A 14,886-nucleotide genomic window follows, 5' to 3' on the forward strand; every position below is an offset into this window, starting at 1 on the left:
TCTCTCCGCCAGTCCCAGACTGACACCGGTCTTTTGTCCTAAGCCCCCCGGGGCGCCCGAGAAAAGCCTTCCCGCACCGAGTAATCTCGCACCTGAGAAGACGATCACGAGGAAGGACAGCACAATGCTCTCCCGCCTGTTCGCCCCCAAGGTGAAGGTCAGCGCCCACTGCGACCTCCCCTGCGGTGTGTACGACCCGGCCCAGGCCCGCATCGAGGCCGAGTCGGTCAAGGCCGTCCAGGAGAAGTACCAGGCCAACGAGGACGCGCACTTCCGCGCTCGCGCCACCATCATCAAGGAGCAGCGCGCCGAGCTGGCCAAGCACCACATTTCGGTTCTGTGGAGCGACTACTTCAAGGCCCCGCACTTCGAGAAGTACCCCCAGCTGCACCAGCTGGTCAACGACACCCTCAAGGCGCTGAGCGCCGCGAAGGCGTCGACGGACCCGAAGACGGGTGAGAAGGCGCTCGAGCTCATCGCCGAGATCGACCGCATCTTCTGGGAGACGAAGAAGGCCTGACGCCTTCCTCTTCCGCTAGACGCGCGCCGAGGGGCGCCACCGGTTTTGGCCGGGGGCGCCCCTTCGGTGTGTCCGGGGCCGTCCGGTGACGCCGCAGGCGTCCGGCGGGTTCTGGGGCGGCGTCACCGGTTCCGGTGCTGGCGGCGGATCACCAGCAGGGCCGCGTCGTCCTGCAGTGTGCCGCCGGCGTGGGCCAGCAGATCCGCGACGAGGTGGTCGGCCAGGGCGTCCGGGGAGCTCTCCGGCATCCGGGACAGCCGGCTCTCCAGCGGGTAGAAATCACCGTTCGCGTTCCGTGCCTCGGTCACGCCGTCCGTGTAGAGCACCAGCAGGTCGTCCTTTCCGAAGGCGAACCGTTCGATGTCGTACGGGCCGTCGGCCAGGTACCGCAGGGCCAGCGGTGGGGCGCTGTCGGAGCTCTGTGTCCGGAGCGGGGTGACCTCTTCGCCTCGTTTGCGCAGGGGCGGCGGGTGCCCGCAGTTCACCAGTTCCACCGGTGCTTCCGTCTGCGCGATGCCCAGCAGGGCGGCGGTCACGAACTCCTCGCCGCCCCCGCGTTGCCGCACCGCCGCGTCGAGCCGCCGTGCCACCGTGCCGAGGTCGGCCTCGACCTGGGCGGCCTCCCGGAACGAACCAAGCACGTCGGCCGCGGTCTCGACGGCCGACAGGCCTTTGCCCCGCACGTCGCCGATGATCAGCCGGATTCCGCAGGGGGTCTCCAGGACCTCGTACAGGTCTCCGCCCACCCGGGCGTCGGCGGCCGCCGCCAGGTACCGCACCGCCACCCGCAGACCGCCGACGCGTTCGGGCACCGGCCGCAGCAGGGCCAGCTGGGCGGCCTCGGCCACCGAGCGCGAGCGCACCAGCTCCCGCTCGCGCGTGGCCACCAGGACGACGTTGGCGGCACTGATGCAGGTGGTGGCCAGGACCGCGAAGCCCGAGGTCAGATGGTCCAGCAGCGGAACGGAGCGGTCATGCGCCCCCAGCAGCGCGACCAGCACCAGCGCGGCCAGCCCCACCGTCAGCGGGATCCGGGCCCGCCGGGTGCCGACACCGGCCAGCACGGGCGCCGCGGCGAGCACGGGGGAAGCGGTCCAGTGCGGGCCACTGCTCAGGTCGAACCCGATGGCCGTGACCAGCACCGCGTAGGCCGTGACGGCGAGCCGCCGCGCATGGCGAGGAATCCCGAACACCGCAGCCACAGCGTGACACCCCTCGTCAGACCGGCCGTGGGCCGAAGTACTTGACGTACGGGTCCGGGCCGGGGCCATACGGGTGCCAGTCGGCGAGGCCGTCGCCGTTGGGGGATCCGGTGGTGACGAAGGCGGCGAGCGCGCCCGCGAAGGCGCGGGCCAGGTCGTGGTCGTGGCCGTCGACCGTGCCGAGCATGGGTGCGTCGGGGAAGGTGTCGAAGGTGCCGAAGAGGAAGGGCAGCTCGGCGCAGTGGGTGGCGCCGAGGCCGTGGTCGTCGGGCTCGGGGCGGCGGGTGAAGCGGTAGACGTAGACGGGCAGGCCGTGGCCGGCGCGGTGGGCGGCGACCTGGAGGCTGCCGTCGCGGAAGACGCGGTCGCCGGCCAGGTCGGTGTAGACGTGGGCGGGTGTGGCGCCGGGGCGCCGGGCCTCGTAGCGCTCGTAGGCCAGCGGGGCGTCCGCGCCGAGCCGGCCGGGGAGGGCGCCCAGCAGATCGAGGGCGGCCTCGCGAGTGAGGGAGCGCAGACGGGGGTCGGTCGTGAGGAAGGCCGTCATCTCGTCGGAGACCGTGCCGATCAGCACGTCCGTCCCGTCCAGCGCGCCCTCGGCCACGGCCTCCTGCCAGGCGCGGGGCTGGCCGGGGCCGCCGAGGACGGACCACATGGGCGGCGCGATGTCGCCCGGCCGGTGATCGAGGCTGTCGGCCAGTTCCTGGTAGGCGCGCTGGAGCCGCTGCCAGGGCAGTGCGCGCAGGGCCCGGCCGGTGTCGGCCGCCTGGCCGAGGCCGAGGAGGCGCAGGTAGGCGGCGGTGGTCGCGGTGGCGTCGGCGGGGTCCTGGGGCGGCAGGCCCAGGGGGCCGCTCTGGACGATGACCCGGCGGACCATCCGGCCGGTGGCGGGGTCGGTCGCCAGCGACATCGTCGAGTACGCGCCCGCCGACTGGCCGCCGACCGTGACGAGGGCGGGGTCGCCGCCGAAGGCAGCGATGTTCTCGGTGACCCAGCGCAGGACGGCGGCCTGGTCCTGGGGGCCGAGGTTCTCGGCGCCGATGGCGGGCAGGTGGAGGAAGCCGAGGGGGCCGATGCGGTAGTTGGCGGTGACCACGGTGATGTCGCCGAGCGCGGCGAGACGTCCGCCGTCGTACCAGTCCCAGCCGCCGGAGCCGCTGGACCAGCCGCCCCCGTGGAACCACACCAGCACCGGTCGTGGCGCCGACCCGTCGGCGAGTGCCTCGGCCGGGGTCCATACGTTCAGGTTGAGGCAGCCGTCCTCGTCCCAGTCCGGGACGCGCGGTCCCATCACCCCCTCCAGCCGCGAGTGCTCCTGGGGCACCGCCGGCCCGGGGCGGGCGGCGTCCCGTACCTCGCCCCAGCCCGGATGGGCCCGGGGCGGGGCGAAGCGCAGCTCGCCCACCGGCGAGGCCGCGTACGGGACGCCCCGGAAGGCCGCCACCGGCCCCTCCACGACCCCACGCACACGGCCGGTCCGCGTGGCCACCACCGGTCGCCGGTCCTCCATCACCGTGACCATCCTTCTTCCTTCGCCCGTCGCGCACGGCCAACACCGATGACACCGATGACACCGGTCTACGGCCATAAGCACCGGGCGGCCACTTATCGGCGTCCGGGCGCCGCCGGTTCTGTCGCCGGGGGCGAGCCGACGGGACGGCGCCACCACCACCTCGCCCGTCGGGCCCTCGCCAGGCCGAGCGCGGCCGCGCGGTCGGCGGCGCGGGGATCCCGGGGCGCCGGGGCGATCGCGGCGGCCAGCCCCGGGGGCCGCAGCGCGCCGTAGCCGCTGAAGCGTCGCACGCCGCACGAGTGGCAGCGGGATTCGCCTCCGGCGTGGGTCCAGCCTGAAGGGTTGTGCTGGCAACGGCCCCCGGCCAGGGGCGCCGCGCTCATCGCCGGGTCCAGTACGGCAGCACGTGCGCGTCACGGAAGTGCGTCCGCACGGCGACCATCGCGTCCACGACTTTCTCCTCGTCCCCGCTCACCCCGGCCTCCCGCCGCGCCGCCACCAGCGCGGCGCACTCCGTGCATCCGACGGGGGACGCGCTTGCGGGCAGGCCCGCCGCCTCGCGCTCCTCGCGCGTGGCCAGGCGGAGGTCCGCGACGGGCACCTCCCACTGGAGGCCGCCGCCGGGGCGTTGCACCTGGACGTGGGCGTCGGTGCTTCCGATCACTTGCGCGAGTCTGTTCTCGCGGGTGTCCATGACGTAGGCACCGTTCCGGTAGGTCATGGCGCTATCGCCTCCCCAATTCGGCTCATCGAGTCGGCCCTCACGATGCCCGGATCCGCCACCCATAGAGCTTCGCATTGCGGAAATTAACTCCTGTGGGTGACCATCTCCCCACCCTCCGGAAGGATCCGCACACCTGCACCACACTGGGCCGCAAAACGAGCCAGGGGAGGAAGACGTGGGACAACCCGCTCGCCGTACGGCACGTCGCCGCAGGCTGGGAGCCGAGCTCAAAGCGCTCCGGGAGGCTGCCAAGGTCACCACCGAGGAGGCGGCGAGAGCGATCCACGGCGACAAGTCGAAGATCAGTCGACAGGAGACCGGACGCCACCGCGTCCTGCGACTGGAGCTCGACGTGCTGCTCGACCTCTACGGGGTCGAGGACGAGAAACTACGCGAGTGGCTGATCGCCCTCGCGGCGGAGGGCGGAAAGCGCAGCTGGTGGCGCCAGCACAGCGAGATGATTCCGCCGGGATTCAAGGAGTTGCTCACACTCGAGTCCGATGCCGCGCGAATCGCCACATTCCGGTCTCAGATCATCCCAGGGCTCCTCCAAACCCAGGACTACGCCACTGCGGTCATCAACGGCTCATCGGCACAACTGACTGCCGACAAACTCGAGTTTTATGTGGATCTCCGTATGGAGCGGCAGAAAATCTTTCTCCGAGGAGACCCGCCGCAATACCTCGCCATCATCCAGGAGGGCGCCCTTCGTCAGGAGATCGGCGGCCCCGAGGTACTGGCCGAACAGCTTCGCCACCTGGTGGCCGTGAGCCAGCCACCAGAGGTGACGATCCAGGTCATCCCCTTCTCTCAGGGTGTCTTCACAGAAACTCGTGGCTCCTTCGTCCTTTATTCCTACCCGGATCCGCTGGATTTGGACGTCGTGCAAGTCGAATACCTCGACGGCGCCTTGTACCTGGAGGAGGATGAGCCGGTGGCAAGGTATAGGCGGGCGCTCGACGGGCTGCGAGCCTCGGCTCTGTCGTCGCGGCAGTCCATTGAGCTGATCTCGTCCATCGCGGATGAACTTGAACACAGGTGAGGTTCAGCACGTGCTACGTCATGATCTGCCCGAGCGAAAATGGCGCAAGTCGTCCCACAGCGGGGACGAGGGCCATACCTGCGTCGAAGTCGCCGCACTCGACGCAATGGCCTTACGCGACTCGAAACGGCCGGACGGCCCCATAATCCGCGTCGGCGCGGGCGGGTTCAGCGCCTTCACGCGAGCCGTCAAGGACGGACGGCTGTAAGCGGGACGCGCCGACGCGCTGACAAAAGTCACGGCCGCTTCAGGACGCTTCGCTCTGCTGCCGAGGTGGGCCCTCCCGGGAGTCTGTACGTGTCCCCGACGGGGACCGGACGACGACACGGAGGGGCCCGCCCATGCAGACGCTCACCACCACCCCCGCACCCGCCGGGGAGCGCCGGGCCCTGGCGCAGAGCCTGACGCCGCTGGTCGTGGACGCGCTCGTGCCCATGGCCGCGTACTACGTCCTGACCGACGGATTCGGCATGGGCACCGTCGCCGCGCTCGCGTGGACGAGCGTCCTCCCGGCGGCGCGCTCGATCTGGTCGCTCCTCAAGGACCGTCGTCTCAACGCGCTTGCCAGCCTGATGCTCGTCGTCAACGCCGTCGGACTGGCGATGAGCGCTGTCACCGGTGACGCCCGGCTGATGCTCGCCAAAGACAGCGCCGGCAGTGGGGTCATCGGCGCGTCCGTGCTGATTTCCGTGGTCGCAGGGCGGCCGATGATGACCGCAGGGCTCAAGCCCTGGATCACCAAGGGCGGCGACCTCGCCAAGACCGCCGCGTGGGAGCGGCTCCAGCGTGAATCCGCCCGCTTCCGCCGCGCCGAGCTCCGCTTCTCCCTCGTGTGGGGCCTGGCCCTGCTGACCGAATCGGTCTCCCGGGTGGTCGCGGCGTACACCCTGCCCGCGCACACGGTGGTGTGGCTGAGCAACGTCCTCGCGGGTGCGGCGGTGATCGTCGCGATCGTCGTCACGGGACCGGTCGCGGTGGACCCGATGGAGAAGATGGTGGCGGCGGCGGAGGCGGAAGAGGGGCACACGGTTCCCTAGGACGCCCTGGGCTTAATCGATGGCCTGGACCATTCCCGGACCGATTGGATGAGCGAAAACATCCAGTCGACGAGGGATTCATGCGCGACGTGTTCTTCCTGGCTCTGCCGGGGTTATTGGCCGCCGGGGGCATCGCCGGAATGGTGTGGGCCGTGGTGCGGATGCGGCGGCTGAATGCCGCATGGCGCAGCGGGGTCACGGCCGAGGGAGTGTGCGTCAGCGCGTACGTGGTCACCACCAGCCACGGACCCGGGCACGGTGGTGGGCCGAGCCACAGCACGTGGCATCACGTCTACGAATTCACCACCCCGGAAGGGGAGGTGCGGCGGTTCGAGGAGGCCGGGGGGCCGCGCACGGTGGTGGGCGGGGACCGGGTCGTCGTCCGTTATCCGGAGGGGCGGCCCGACCGGGCCACGGCCATTCCGCCCGGCAAGCGGACCGAGAACCTCTTCGCCACGGGTTGTCTGCTCGCCTTCCTGACGGTCTTCGTCTTGATGGCGCTCTCGTTCATCGGCTTCTATCTGGCCGTCCTCCGGCCGGCGGCGGGCGTGGTGGAGGAGAAGATCAAGGACACGGGCCGCCAGGTCCGCGAGAGCCAGCGGCCCGGCCCGCCCGGCGGATTCCCCACCGGATTCCCCACCGGATTCCCCACCGGCGTCCCCGACGGTTGGCCGAGCGACATGCCGACTCCCCCGCCCTTGCCCGGGCCTCCCGGAGGCGGGCCCCGCTAAGGCATGTCCGATGGGTCGGTCTAGGCTTGCCCGGTTTCGAACCGGCTGACCTTTCCGTCCTCCACCGTGAAGCGCCAGGACGTGCGCATCTCGCCCCAGGTGTCATGGCGACCCCGGGCGTGAGGGCGGCGGCGAAAGCCTGGCGGTCACCGGCGTTGAGCGCGCCCACGAAGGCGCGCACGGCCGGGTCGTTCAGCTTGTTGAGGGCGATGGTCACGGTCTCTCCAGAGGCACAGGGACAGGCCGGAAGCGCTTTCCCCTTGTCAGCACACCGCACGCCATGGGGTCCCACCACCGCTGAGCCGCCGAATGGCCCAGGGCTGCGGCGCTTCATGACCGCCCCCCTGACACGATTCGCCGGACACGGCCTAAGCGGCCGCCGTCGGCATGGGGCCAACGGTGCATCCCCGCGTCGTGCGCCGTTCAGGTCCGCGTCGCCGACGCGCCACCGCGCGTCGTGAGCATGCCACGCATGAGCGAAACGATCACGGCCCGCCGCGCCGCCGCGACCGTCGCGGCCGCCACCGTGCTGGCCCTCGCGGGCGCGGCCACCGCCCCCGCCGAGGCGGCGACTCCCACCCCCGCCGCGCGGACGTCCGGCACCGCCGGTCTCAAGGGTGTCGACCACGACGCGTGGCTGAAGGACGTCCAGGCGGTCGTCGACCGGGCCAAGCCCTACGTCGTCGAGCGCACCGCCCACGCGGAGGGGCGCAAGCAGGCCGTCGTCCTCGACATCGACAACACCTCGCTGGAGACGGACTTCCACTGGGCGACCGTCCCCACGCCCGCCGTCGCGCCCGTCCTGGAGCTCGCGCGCCTCGCGCACGAGCGCGGCGCGGACGTCTTCTTCGTCACCGCGCGCCCCGGCGTCCTCACCCCGGCCACGGAGTGGAACCTGCGCAAGGTCGGCTACCCCGTCAGCGGTCTGTACGTGCGGCACCTCCCGGACCTCTTCCAGGACGTGAGCACGTACAAGACCGCCAAGCGGGCGGAGATCGAGGCCAAGGGCTACACGATCATCGCCAACATCGGGAACAACACCACCGACCTGGTGGGCGGGCACGCGGAGCGGACGTTCAAGCTGCCGGACTACGACGGCAAGCTCAGCTGACCGCCCTCGGGCGCACAGGCGCCCTCAGCGCCGCTTCCGGCGGTCGTACCAGGCGATGCCCAGGGCAGCCAGGGCGATCTGGACCAGCCAGACGAGCCAGGTGATGCCCTTGGTGTCGTAGAGACCGAGCGGATGAGAGATGAGGGCGCCCACGAAGGCCGCCACGATGCCGATGACGACCGTCATCACGACGCCCACGTGCTGACGCCCCGGGACGACCAGCCGGCCCAGAACGCCGATGAACGCGCCGATCACGATCGCGCTGACGATTCCCGAGATTTCCATGACCTCCCCCTTGTGACCGATTCCTGTCGATACACCCTGCCCAGCGCACGGTGGGTGCATGTCGGACCGCCCGACCGGCACGATGCCTAGACTGGGGCCTTCCGGGCGTGCGGACCGCCGGGAGATCCACGGGGATGGGAGAGCGACAGTGACGGCACGCGTCGGGAGCTTCGGGAGTCTCGAAGGGCCCCTCGACGGCACATGCGACCCGTCGGCCGAGGTACTGGCCGAGGCGGCCGCCGCCTTCGGTCTGCTCGCCTCCTCCGCCCGGCTCCACCTGGTCTGGGCGCTGGCCCAGGGCGAGAGCGACGTCAGCGGGCTGGCCGAGCGGGTCGGCGGCGCGCTGCCCGCCATCAGCCAGCACCTGGCCAAGCTGAAGCTCGCCGGCCTGGTGCGCTCGCGGCGCGAGGGCCGCCGGGTGGTCTACCTGGTGGACGATCCCGACGTGGTGACCATCGTCCGGCTCATGGTCGGCCAGCTCGCCGACCGCAAGGGCGACCGCAGGGCCGACACCGCCGACACCGGGGTGAACGCCGGCGCCGGACGCCTCCGTGGCCTGGGCGCCTGAGGCCCGTACGGCCCCCGGCCGGGACACGGGCGGCACCTCGCTGGAGGTGCTGCGCGCCCTGGAGAGCGGGCCGCGCGGACTGACCGAGGCGGAGGCGGAGGACCGCCTGGCGCGGCACGGCGAGAACGTCTTCCCCGGCCGCCGCCCGACTCCCTGGCCGCGCCGCTTCGCGCGCAGCCTCCGCGACCCCTTCACCGCCGTCCTGATCGGCCTCGGCCTGGTCTCCGCGGTCATGGCCTCCTGGGGCACGGCCTGTGTCATCGCCGTCCTGGTCACGGTCAGCTGTGTGCTGCGGGCGACCGGCGAGCACCGCGCCGACCGCTCGGCGGCCGCCCTCCGCGAACTGGTCGCCACCACCGCCACCGTCCGCCGCCGGGCGACCGACTCCGCTCCCCCGGCCACCCGCGAGCTCCCCGTCGAACAGCTCGTCCCCGGCGACCTCGTGCTCCTCGGCCCCGGCGACCTCGTCCCCGCCGACCTGCGCCTGCTGCGCGCCACGGGACTGACCGTCCACGAGGGGGCGCTGACGGGCGAGTCGGCGCCGGCCGACAAGGCCGCCCCGGCCCCGACCACCGCGACCGCGCCCGGCCACCTGTGCCTCCAGGGCAGCAGCGTCGTGTCCGGCACCGGCAGCGGCGTCGTCGTCGCCACCGGGCGCGACACCGTCCTCTCGGGTGCCCTCCCTGCCGATAGTCAGGACGCCGGTCCCGGCAAGGGCAAGCGGCTCCTCCGCCCCTTCGACCGGTCGGTCAACGGCATCGCCTGGACCCTCATCCGGTTCATGCTGCTCACCGCGCCCCTCGTCCTGCTCGCCGACGCCCTCGTACGCGGCCGGGGGCTCGCGACCCTGCCGTTCGCCGTCGCCGTCGCCGTCGGGCTGACGCCCGAGATGCTGCCGGTGATCGTCACCTCCGCGCTGGCGCGCGGCGCCGCGCTGCTCGCCCGCGACGGCGAGGTGATCGTCCGCCGGCTGCCCGCCCTCCACGACCTGGGCGCGGTCGACGTGCTGTGCGTCGACAAGACCGGCACCCTCACCGAGGACCGGCCCGTCCTCGCCCTCGCCGAGGACCCCGACGGCCACGCCGACCAGGACGTCCTGCGCTGGGCCGCCGTCAACGCCCTGTGGACCCTCCACCTGGCCGAGCTGCCCGTGCCCGACGCCCTCGACGAGGCCGTCCTCGAAGCCGACGCCGCGGACGTCCTCGCGCACGGGGACGACCCCCGGTTCGCGGTGTTCGAGGGCGTCGACGCGCTGCCCTGCGGACCCGGCCGCCGGCTGTCCACCGCCGTCGTCCGCCGCCCCGGCGACCCCCGCTTCGCCCTCGCCGGGACGCACACGCTCGTCGTCAAGGGCGCCCCCGAGGACGTCCTGGACCGCTGCGCCCTCGACCCCGCCGAACGGGCCCGGCTCACCCGCCGCGCGGACGGCCTGGCCGCCGAGGGCCTGCGCGTCCTGGCCGTCGCCCGCGCCGAGCGGCCCGCGCGCGACCGCCCGTACACCGAGGCCGACGAACGCGACCTGACCTTCACCGGCTTCGTGGGCCTCTCCGACGCGCCCGCGCCCACCGCCGCCGAGGCCCTCGCCGGCCTCGCCCGCAACGGCGTCACGGTCAAGGTCCTCACCGGCGACCACCCGGGCACCGCCGCCCGGATCTGCCGCGAACTGGGGCTGGACCCCGGCACCCCGGTCACCGGCGACCGGATCGACTCCCTGGACGACACGGAGCTCGCCCACCTCGCCGCCGGCACCACCGTCTTCGCCCGCTGCGCCCCCGCCCACAAGGCCCGGGTCGTCCACGCCCTGCGCGGCGCGGGCCACACCACCGGCTTCCTGGGCGACGGCGTCAACGACCTGGCCGCCCTCCACGCCGCCGACGTCGGCGTCTGCCCGCGCGACGGCGTGGACGTGGCCCGGGAGGCCGCCGACGTCGCCCTGGCCTCGAAGGACCTCACCTCCCTCGACCGCGCCATCGTCGCCGGCCGGGGCGCCACCGCGAACATCTCGGCCTACCTGCGGATCACCCTGTCGTCGAACTTCGGCAACGTGATCGCGATGCTGGTGGCCGGTCTGATGCTGCCGTTCCTGCCGATGCTCCCGGCCCAGGTGCTCGTCCAGAACCTCTTCTTCGACGCGGCCCAGCTCGCCCTCGCCTTCGACCGCGACTCCGGTGCCCACACCCGTCCGGCGGTGCTGCGCCCCCGCGCCCTGCTCCGCTTCGTGACGGGCTTCGGCCTGCTCAACGCCGCGGCCGACCTCGCGACGTTCGCGGTGCTCGCGCTGGCGGTGCGGTCGCTGGGGGCGGAGGCGGGGCAGGACGCGTTCCACGCGGGGTGGTTCACGGAGAACTTGCTGACGCAGGCGATGGTGATGGCGTTGCTGCGGTCGGGGCGGTTGCGCACCCCGTCGCCGGTGCGGCTGGCCGTCGCCGGGCTGGCGATCGTCGGCCTGTTGCTGCCGCTGTCGCCGCTCGGAGCGATGCTGTCGATGTCGCCGCTGCCGCCGCTTTATTACGGGCTGTTGGCGGTGGTGCTCGCACTGTACGGCGGGGCGTTGTGGGTGGCCCGGTCAGGGCGGTTGTCTCCCCTGACCCGCCCCTTCCCGTAACCGGGGCTCCGCCCCGGACCCCGGTCCTCAAACGCCGGACGGGCTGGATTTATCCAGCCCGTCCGGCGTTTGAGGACAAGCGGGGGTCCTAGGGGGCGGCAGCCCCCTAGGAAACGGTGAAAGGGCGGGACCGGGGCCTCACTCACCAACCCCCGCCGCCGAAGTCACCCCCGCCGCCCCCACCGTCGCCCCAGCCCCCGCCACCACCGAAGTCGTCCGGGTTGAAGTCCGCCCCCGTGTCGTCCCCGCCCTCCGGGCCGGAGTAGTCGGAGCCGGGGGCCGCGTAGGCCGGGCCGGTCATCAGGCCGCCCAGCATGGTGCCGACCAACAGCCCGGGCAGCAGGCCGCCGCCGAAGTAGCCGCCCGCCCAGGGGCCGTAGGCGGGGCCCGCGTTCCAGTACGGCTGGGGGCCCGCGTCGGTCTGGACCTGGCGGGTCATGGGCTCCTGGCCTTCCGCGAGCCGGGCCGTGTCCGCCGCGCAGGCCGGTACGGTGCGCAGCGCGCCGCCCGGCGGTGCCCACTGGACGTCCTGGACGGAGGGCCCGTGCCGCGGGTCGAAGAAGCAGGGCAGCCGGCGCTCCGGCAGCGGTGCCCCCGTGCGGCGCGCGGCCAGGGTCGCCAGGGCGAAGCGGCCGTTGTCGAGGGTCTCGGTGACCCCCTGGACCTCCTCCGGCTTGCCCGCCGCCGCCATCCGGGACTTGGCGTCCTCGTAGGCGTCCAGCGCCCGCGCGTAGTCCGCGCGCATCTCGTCCGTGGCGCCGGCCTCGGAGGGCGAGAAGTCCAGCCGGTCCAGTTCCTCGCCGAACGCGGTGATGTCCTCGTCGACGACCACGCGCAGCTTGTCCAGCTCGGCGCGTTCGCGCTCCTCGCGCTTGCGCTTGTTGCGCCGGTAGAGGGCGTACGCCCCGCCGCCGCCCGCGACGATGATCGCACCGCCGGTGATCAGGCCCGTGGCGCCGACGCCCTCGGTGCCGCCGCCCCAGGAGCCGGGGGCGCGGCCCCGGGCCGTCCGGTCGGCCGAGTCGACGAAGTCGTTCAGCTGTGCCTTCGCGTCACCGCCGGACCGCTGCACGGACCCGACGAGGTTGCTCACGGCGTTGCGGGACATCACCGAGCGGTCGGCGGCCGCGTTGAACTTGTCGCCGAGGTGGACGGCGTAGACGCCCGCGATCCCGACCTTGGTGCGCAGGTCCCGCAGCACCGTGCTCTGCGGGAACTCGGGGGCGTTGGGCAGCACGGCGACGAAGACCGGCTTGCCCGCGTCCTTGATCTTCTTCGCCAGCGCGTCGGCGTCGGCGGCGGGCAGTTGCGCCGACGCCCTGGGGTCGACGTAGACGGGGCCCTTGCGCAGCGCCTGGGCCGCGGCGTCCAGCCCGGTGTCGGCCGCGTGCGCGGCGGGGGCGTACAGCAGCGCGCCGGCGCAGGTCAGCAGGGCTGCGATCAAAGGGACGAGCCAGTTCCGGAACGGCCTGGCGAGCGCCCGGGGGACTGCGACGGCGGACATGGCATGGCTCCTCGGCGTCTTCACGGTCTACTGTGCACCTACCACCAAAACGGATCAATCAGGCATATAGGTTCCGTTCATAGTTCCGTTCCGTTCATACGGGTTCCATTGGGTTCCATCGCGTCTCAGCCGTACGAGAGGTTGGCGCAGGGGTCGTCGTCCGCCGAGCGGGCGCCGCTGGGGGCGCCCGACGACGGCGGCGAGGGGGAGGACGTGGACGAGGGCGAGGACGACGGCGCGTCCGCGTAGTCGCGCCCGAGCGTGACCACGACGCCGCTGATGTCGGCGCCGCGCACGAACGCCCCCGGGAAGAGCCGGGCGACGTTCCGCGCGTTGCCCGCCTGGCCCGGGCCGAACTCGATCACCGTGCCCGTCTCGTCCTGCGAGCCGGCCGTGGCGGTGTCCGTGACCTCGAAGCCGCTGCTCTTGAGGGAGGCGGCGGCGCGGGCCGCGAGCCCGTCGACCGTGGTGCCGTTGCGGACGGAGACCTTCACGCCCGCGCCCGAGACGGCACCCGAAGGCGAAGGCGCACCCCCAGCGCTACCCCCAGCGCCACCCCCGGCGCCCTTCCGGCCCGCGTCCTTGCCGTCGAGCGTCCGGTCCGCCCGGATCGAGGCCCACAGGGCGTCCGCGTCGGGCTGGACGACCGCCACGCGGTCGCCGTCGTAGCGCCAGGGCAGGGTCACGAACTTCATGTCGTGGAGGTCGATCTTCTTCAGCGACATCGCGAACGACAGCATCTTGTCCGCCGAGCCCAGCCCCGGGTCCACGGTCATCGACTTGGTGGCCGCGTCTGCGAGCGGGAGCAGGGTGGTGGGCTTGAAGCCCTGGGACCGGACCTTCTTGATCATCGAGGAGAGGAAGGCCTGCTGCCGCTGGATGCGCCCTATGTCGGAGCCGTCGCCGATGCCGTGCCGCACCCGTACGTAGTCGAGCGCCTTCTGGCCCGAGACGGTCTGCCGGCCCTGATGGAAGAGGAGGTCGCCGCGTGAGCCGAGGTTGGGGTTGAGGTCGCCCCGGTACACGTCCTTGGGGACGCACACGTCGACGCCGCCCACCGCGGACGTCATCGCGGAGAAGCCTGCGAAGTCGACGACGACCGTGTGGTCGACGCGCAGCCCGGTGAGGCGCTCGACGGTGTTCTGGGTGCAGGCGGGGTTACCCTTGGGCGAGCCGCCCACGGTGAAGGCCGAGTTGAACATCACGTGCTGCTGCTCGTTCGTCCAATCGCCGTCGGGCAGCCGGCAGGGCGGGATGTCCACGAGGGTGTCCCGGGGGATGGAGACGGCGACGGCGTGCTCACGGTCGCCGTAGACGTGCAGCAGGAAGGCGGTGTCCGAGCGGCCCACGTCGCCCTCGCCGCCGCCCAGCGCGGCATTGTCGCCGGAGCGCGAGTCGGAGCCGATCACCAGGACGTTCTGGCCGGCCACCCCCGCGCCGGGGCGGTCCTTGGACAGACCGTCGGCGTCGAAGGTGCTGATGTTGCCGTCGAGCCGCAGATACACCCATCCGGCGCCGGCGGCGAGCAGCAGGACGAACGACGCCACGACCACGGTGACGATCCGCACCCGACGCCTCGGCCTGCCTCGCGTGCCCGTCATGTCCGTACCCTCATCGCTCCCCCGGTTCGTGCCGTTCCGCCCGGTAGGACGGGTTGTCACGAACTTTGGTTGTCCAGTTGCGCAATCTAGCAAGTATTGTGTGGTCAGCCATCAGGTCGGAACGTCACATCGGAACGTCACAAGAGCCGGTAGAGATCGGTAGAGAGGCGGTGGAGCCGTCATGCTGCGAAACGCCCTGGAGCCCTGGCACATCCTCGTGGTCGTGCTCGTCATGGTCGTCCTGTTCGGGTCGAAGAAACTGCCCGACACGGCCCGTTCCCTGGGTAAGTCCATGCGCATCCTCAAGAGCGAGGCCAAGGCGATGAAGAGCGACGCTGCCGAAGCGCCCGTCGCTACCTCCTCCGCCGCTCCCGCCGCTCCTACCCCGCAGGCCGCACAGGGAAGCGCTGTCGACAGCACCCGGTGACCTCCACGTCACCTGGAGG

The 14,886-nt window shown here is 72.3% G+C and carries 16 protein-coding genes and 1 pseudogene; 9 read left to right on the forward strand and 8 right to left on the reverse strand.

From position 1 onward, the window contains the following. Positions 1-124 precede the first annotated feature (124 nt). Positions 125-520 carry a superoxide dismutase, Ni gene (gene sodN, locus ACFYZR_RS11560; protein ID WP_391908394.1) on the forward strand — a complete coding sequence of 132 codons (396 nt, stop codon included), beginning with the start codon at positions 125-127 and terminating at the stop codon, positions 518-520. 122 nt (positions 521-642) lie between these two features. Here the strand turns inward: sodN and ACFYZR_RS11565 are convergent, their stop codons facing one another. The 4 genes from ACFYZR_RS11565 to ACFYZR_RS11580 all read right to left on the reverse strand — a co-directional run bounded on the left by ACFYZR_RS11565 (position 643) and on the right by ACFYZR_RS11580 (position 3,953). Beyond that, on the reverse strand, positions 643-1,722 hold the full coding sequence (locus ACFYZR_RS11565) for a PP2C family protein-serine/threonine phosphatase (RefSeq protein ID WP_391908396.1): 1,080 nt from the start codon (positions 1,720-1,722) through the stop codon (positions 643-645). Positions 1,723-1,738: 16 nt separating this feature from the next. Beyond that, complete coding sequence (locus ACFYZR_RS11570; RefSeq protein ID WP_391908399.1) at positions 1,739-3,241, reverse strand: carboxylesterase/lipase family protein; 1,503 nt, start codon at positions 3,239-3,241, stop codon at positions 1,739-1,741. 83 nt (positions 3,242-3,324) lie between these two features. Then, positions 3,325-3,615, reverse strand: coding sequence for a DUF6255 family natural product biosynthesis protein (locus ACFYZR_RS11575; RefSeq protein ID WP_391908402.1), 291 nt, complete (start codon positions 3,613-3,615; stop codon positions 3,325-3,327). Beyond that, positions 3,612-3,953, reverse strand: coding sequence for a hypothetical protein (locus ACFYZR_RS11580; protein WP_391908404.1), 342 nt, complete (start codon positions 3,951-3,953; stop codon positions 3,612-3,614). The genes ACFYZR_RS11575 and ACFYZR_RS11580 overlap by 4 nt, the downstream gene beginning before the upstream one ends. Positions 3,954-4,131: 178 nt before the next feature. Here ACFYZR_RS11580 and ACFYZR_RS11585 point away from each other — a divergent pair, with 178 nt between their 5' ends. The 4 genes from ACFYZR_RS11585 (at position 4,132) to ACFYZR_RS11600 (ending at position 6,766) form a co-directional block, all read left to right on the forward strand. Continuing rightward, positions 4,132-4,998: a helix-turn-helix domain-containing protein gene (locus ACFYZR_RS11585; RefSeq protein ID WP_391908407.1), complete on the forward strand. Its 867-nt coding sequence runs from the start codon at positions 4,132-4,134 to the stop codon at positions 4,996-4,998. Next, positions 4,979-5,206, forward strand: a complete 228-nt coding sequence (locus ACFYZR_RS11590) for a DUF397 domain-containing protein (RefSeq protein ID WP_391908410.1) — start codon at positions 4,979-4,981, stop codon at positions 5,204-5,206. The genes ACFYZR_RS11585 and ACFYZR_RS11590 overlap by 20 nt, the downstream gene beginning before the upstream one ends. A 133-nt stretch (positions 5,207-5,339) precedes the next feature. Next, the gene (locus tag ACFYZR_RS11595; RefSeq protein ID WP_391908413.1) at positions 5,340-6,035 is read left to right on the forward strand and encodes a VC0807 family protein; all 696 of its coding nucleotides are present in this window, start codon (positions 5,340-5,342) and stop codon (positions 6,033-6,035) included. A gap of 80 nt (positions 6,036-6,115) precedes the next feature. Continuing rightward, positions 6,116-6,766 carry a DUF3592 domain-containing protein gene (locus ACFYZR_RS11600; protein WP_391908416.1) on the forward strand — a complete coding sequence of 217 codons (651 nt, stop codon included), beginning with the start codon at positions 6,116-6,118 and terminating at the stop codon, positions 6,764-6,766. A 20-nt stretch (positions 6,767-6,786) separates the two neighbouring features. Here the strand turns inward: ACFYZR_RS11600 and ACFYZR_RS11605 are convergent. Continuing rightward, positions 6,787-6,983: pseudogene (locus ACFYZR_RS11605) on the reverse strand (hypothetical protein). A 255-nt stretch (positions 6,984-7,238) separates the two neighbouring features. Between ACFYZR_RS11605 and ACFYZR_RS11610 the strand changes: the two are divergent. Continuing rightward, a complete protein-coding gene (locus ACFYZR_RS11610) occupies positions 7,239-7,877 on the forward strand; it encodes an HAD family acid phosphatase (RefSeq protein ID WP_391908419.1) in 639 nt (212 codons plus the stop codon). 24 nt (positions 7,878-7,901) lie between these two features. Here ACFYZR_RS11610 and ACFYZR_RS11615 read toward each other — a convergent pair whose 3' ends face one another. Next, positions 7,902-8,162 carry a GlsB/YeaQ/YmgE family stress response membrane protein gene (locus tag ACFYZR_RS11615; RefSeq protein WP_391908422.1) on the reverse strand — a complete coding sequence of 87 codons (261 nt, stop codon included), beginning with the start codon at positions 8,160-8,162 and terminating at the stop codon, positions 7,902-7,904. A 148-nt stretch (positions 8,163-8,310) separates the two neighbouring features. Between ACFYZR_RS11615 and ACFYZR_RS11620 the strand changes: the two genes are divergently transcribed. Together ACFYZR_RS11620 and mgtA are read left to right on the forward strand one after the other, a co-directional pair. Further along, positions 8,311-8,730, forward strand: a complete 420-nt coding sequence (locus ACFYZR_RS11620) for an ArsR/SmtB family transcription factor (protein ID WP_391908426.1) — start codon at positions 8,311-8,313, stop codon at positions 8,728-8,730. Further along, positions 8,714-11,335 (forward strand): magnesium-translocating P-type ATPase, encoded by a 2,622-nt coding sequence (gene mgtA / locus ACFYZR_RS11625; protein WP_391908428.1) that lies wholly within the window; start codon positions 8,714-8,716, stop codon positions 11,333-11,335. The genes ACFYZR_RS11620 and mgtA overlap by 17 nt, the downstream gene beginning before the upstream one ends. Positions 11,336-11,477: 142 nt before the next feature. Here mgtA and ACFYZR_RS11630 read toward each other — a convergent pair whose 3' ends face one another. Further along, positions 11,478-12,839: a hypothetical protein gene (locus ACFYZR_RS11630; protein ID WP_391908431.1), complete on the reverse strand. Its 1,362-nt coding sequence runs from the start codon at positions 12,837-12,839 to the stop codon at positions 11,478-11,480. A 125-nt stretch (positions 12,840-12,964) separates the two neighbouring features. After that, the gene (locus ACFYZR_RS11635; RefSeq protein WP_391908434.1) at positions 12,965-14,440 is read right to left on the reverse strand and encodes an LCP family protein; all 1,476 of its coding nucleotides are present in this window, start codon (positions 14,438-14,440) and stop codon (positions 12,965-12,967) included. 181 nt (positions 14,441-14,621) lie between these two features. On the opposite strand from ACFYZR_RS11635, the gene tatA reads away from it, so the two are divergent. Beyond that, a complete protein-coding gene (tatA, locus tag ACFYZR_RS11640) occupies positions 14,622-14,867 on the forward strand; it encodes a Sec-independent protein translocase subunit TatA (protein WP_391908437.1) in 246 nt (81 codons plus the stop codon). The last annotated feature ends 19 nt before the right edge of the window (positions 14,868-14,886 follow it).

Source organism: Streptomyces sp. NPDC001678, from assembly GCF_042892945.1.
In the GTDB taxonomy this organism is placed as follows: Bacteria; Actinomycetota; Actinomycetes; order Streptomycetales; family Streptomycetaceae; genus Streptomyces.

What these genes read in the sequence shown, in the direction of transcription:
- sodN (WP_391908394.1), top strand. Translation starts at nt 125, where the DNA reads ATGCTCTCCCGCCTGTTCGCCCCCAAGGTGAAGGTCAGCGCCCACTGC.
- ACFYZR_RS11570 (WP_391908399.1), bottom strand. Translation starts at nt 3,241, where the DNA reads ATGGTCACGGTGATGGAGGACCGGCGACCGGTGGTGGCCACGCGGACC.
- ACFYZR_RS11575 (WP_391908402.1), bottom strand. Translation starts at nt 3,615, where the DNA reads ATGAGCGCGGCGCCCCTGGCCGGGGGCCGTTGCCAGCACAACCCTTCA.
- ACFYZR_RS11580 (WP_391908404.1), bottom strand. Translation starts at nt 3,953, where the DNA reads ATGACCTACCGGAACGGTGCCTACGTCATGGACACCCGCGAGAACAGA.
- ACFYZR_RS11590 (WP_391908410.1), top strand. Translation starts at nt 4,979, where the DNA reads ATGAACTTGAACACAGGTGAGGTTCAGCACGTGCTACGTCATGATCTG.
- ACFYZR_RS11595 (WP_391908413.1), top strand. Translation starts at nt 5,340, where the DNA reads ATGCAGACGCTCACCACCACCCCCGCACCCGCCGGGGAGCGCCGGGCC.
- ACFYZR_RS11600 (WP_391908416.1), top strand. Translation starts at nt 6,116, where the DNA reads ATGCGCGACGTGTTCTTCCTGGCTCTGCCGGGGTTATTGGCCGCCGGG.
- ACFYZR_RS11610 (WP_391908419.1), top strand. Translation starts at nt 7,239, where the DNA reads ATGAGCGAAACGATCACGGCCCGCCGCGCCGCCGCGACCGTCGCGGCC.
- ACFYZR_RS11615 (WP_391908422.1), bottom strand. Translation starts at nt 8,162, where the DNA reads ATGGAAATCTCGGGAATCGTCAGCGCGATCGTGATCGGCGCGTTCATC.
- ACFYZR_RS11630 (WP_391908431.1), bottom strand. Translation starts at nt 12,839, where the DNA reads ATGTCCGCCGTCGCAGTCCCCCGGGCGCTCGCCAGGCCGTTCCGGAAC.
- ACFYZR_RS11635 (WP_391908434.1), bottom strand. Translation starts at nt 14,440, where the DNA reads ATGACGGGCACGCGAGGCAGGCCGAGGCGTCGGGTGCGGATCGTCACC.
- tatA (WP_391908437.1), top strand. Translation starts at nt 14,622, where the DNA reads ATGCTGCGAAACGCCCTGGAGCCCTGGCACATCCTCGTGGTCGTGCTC.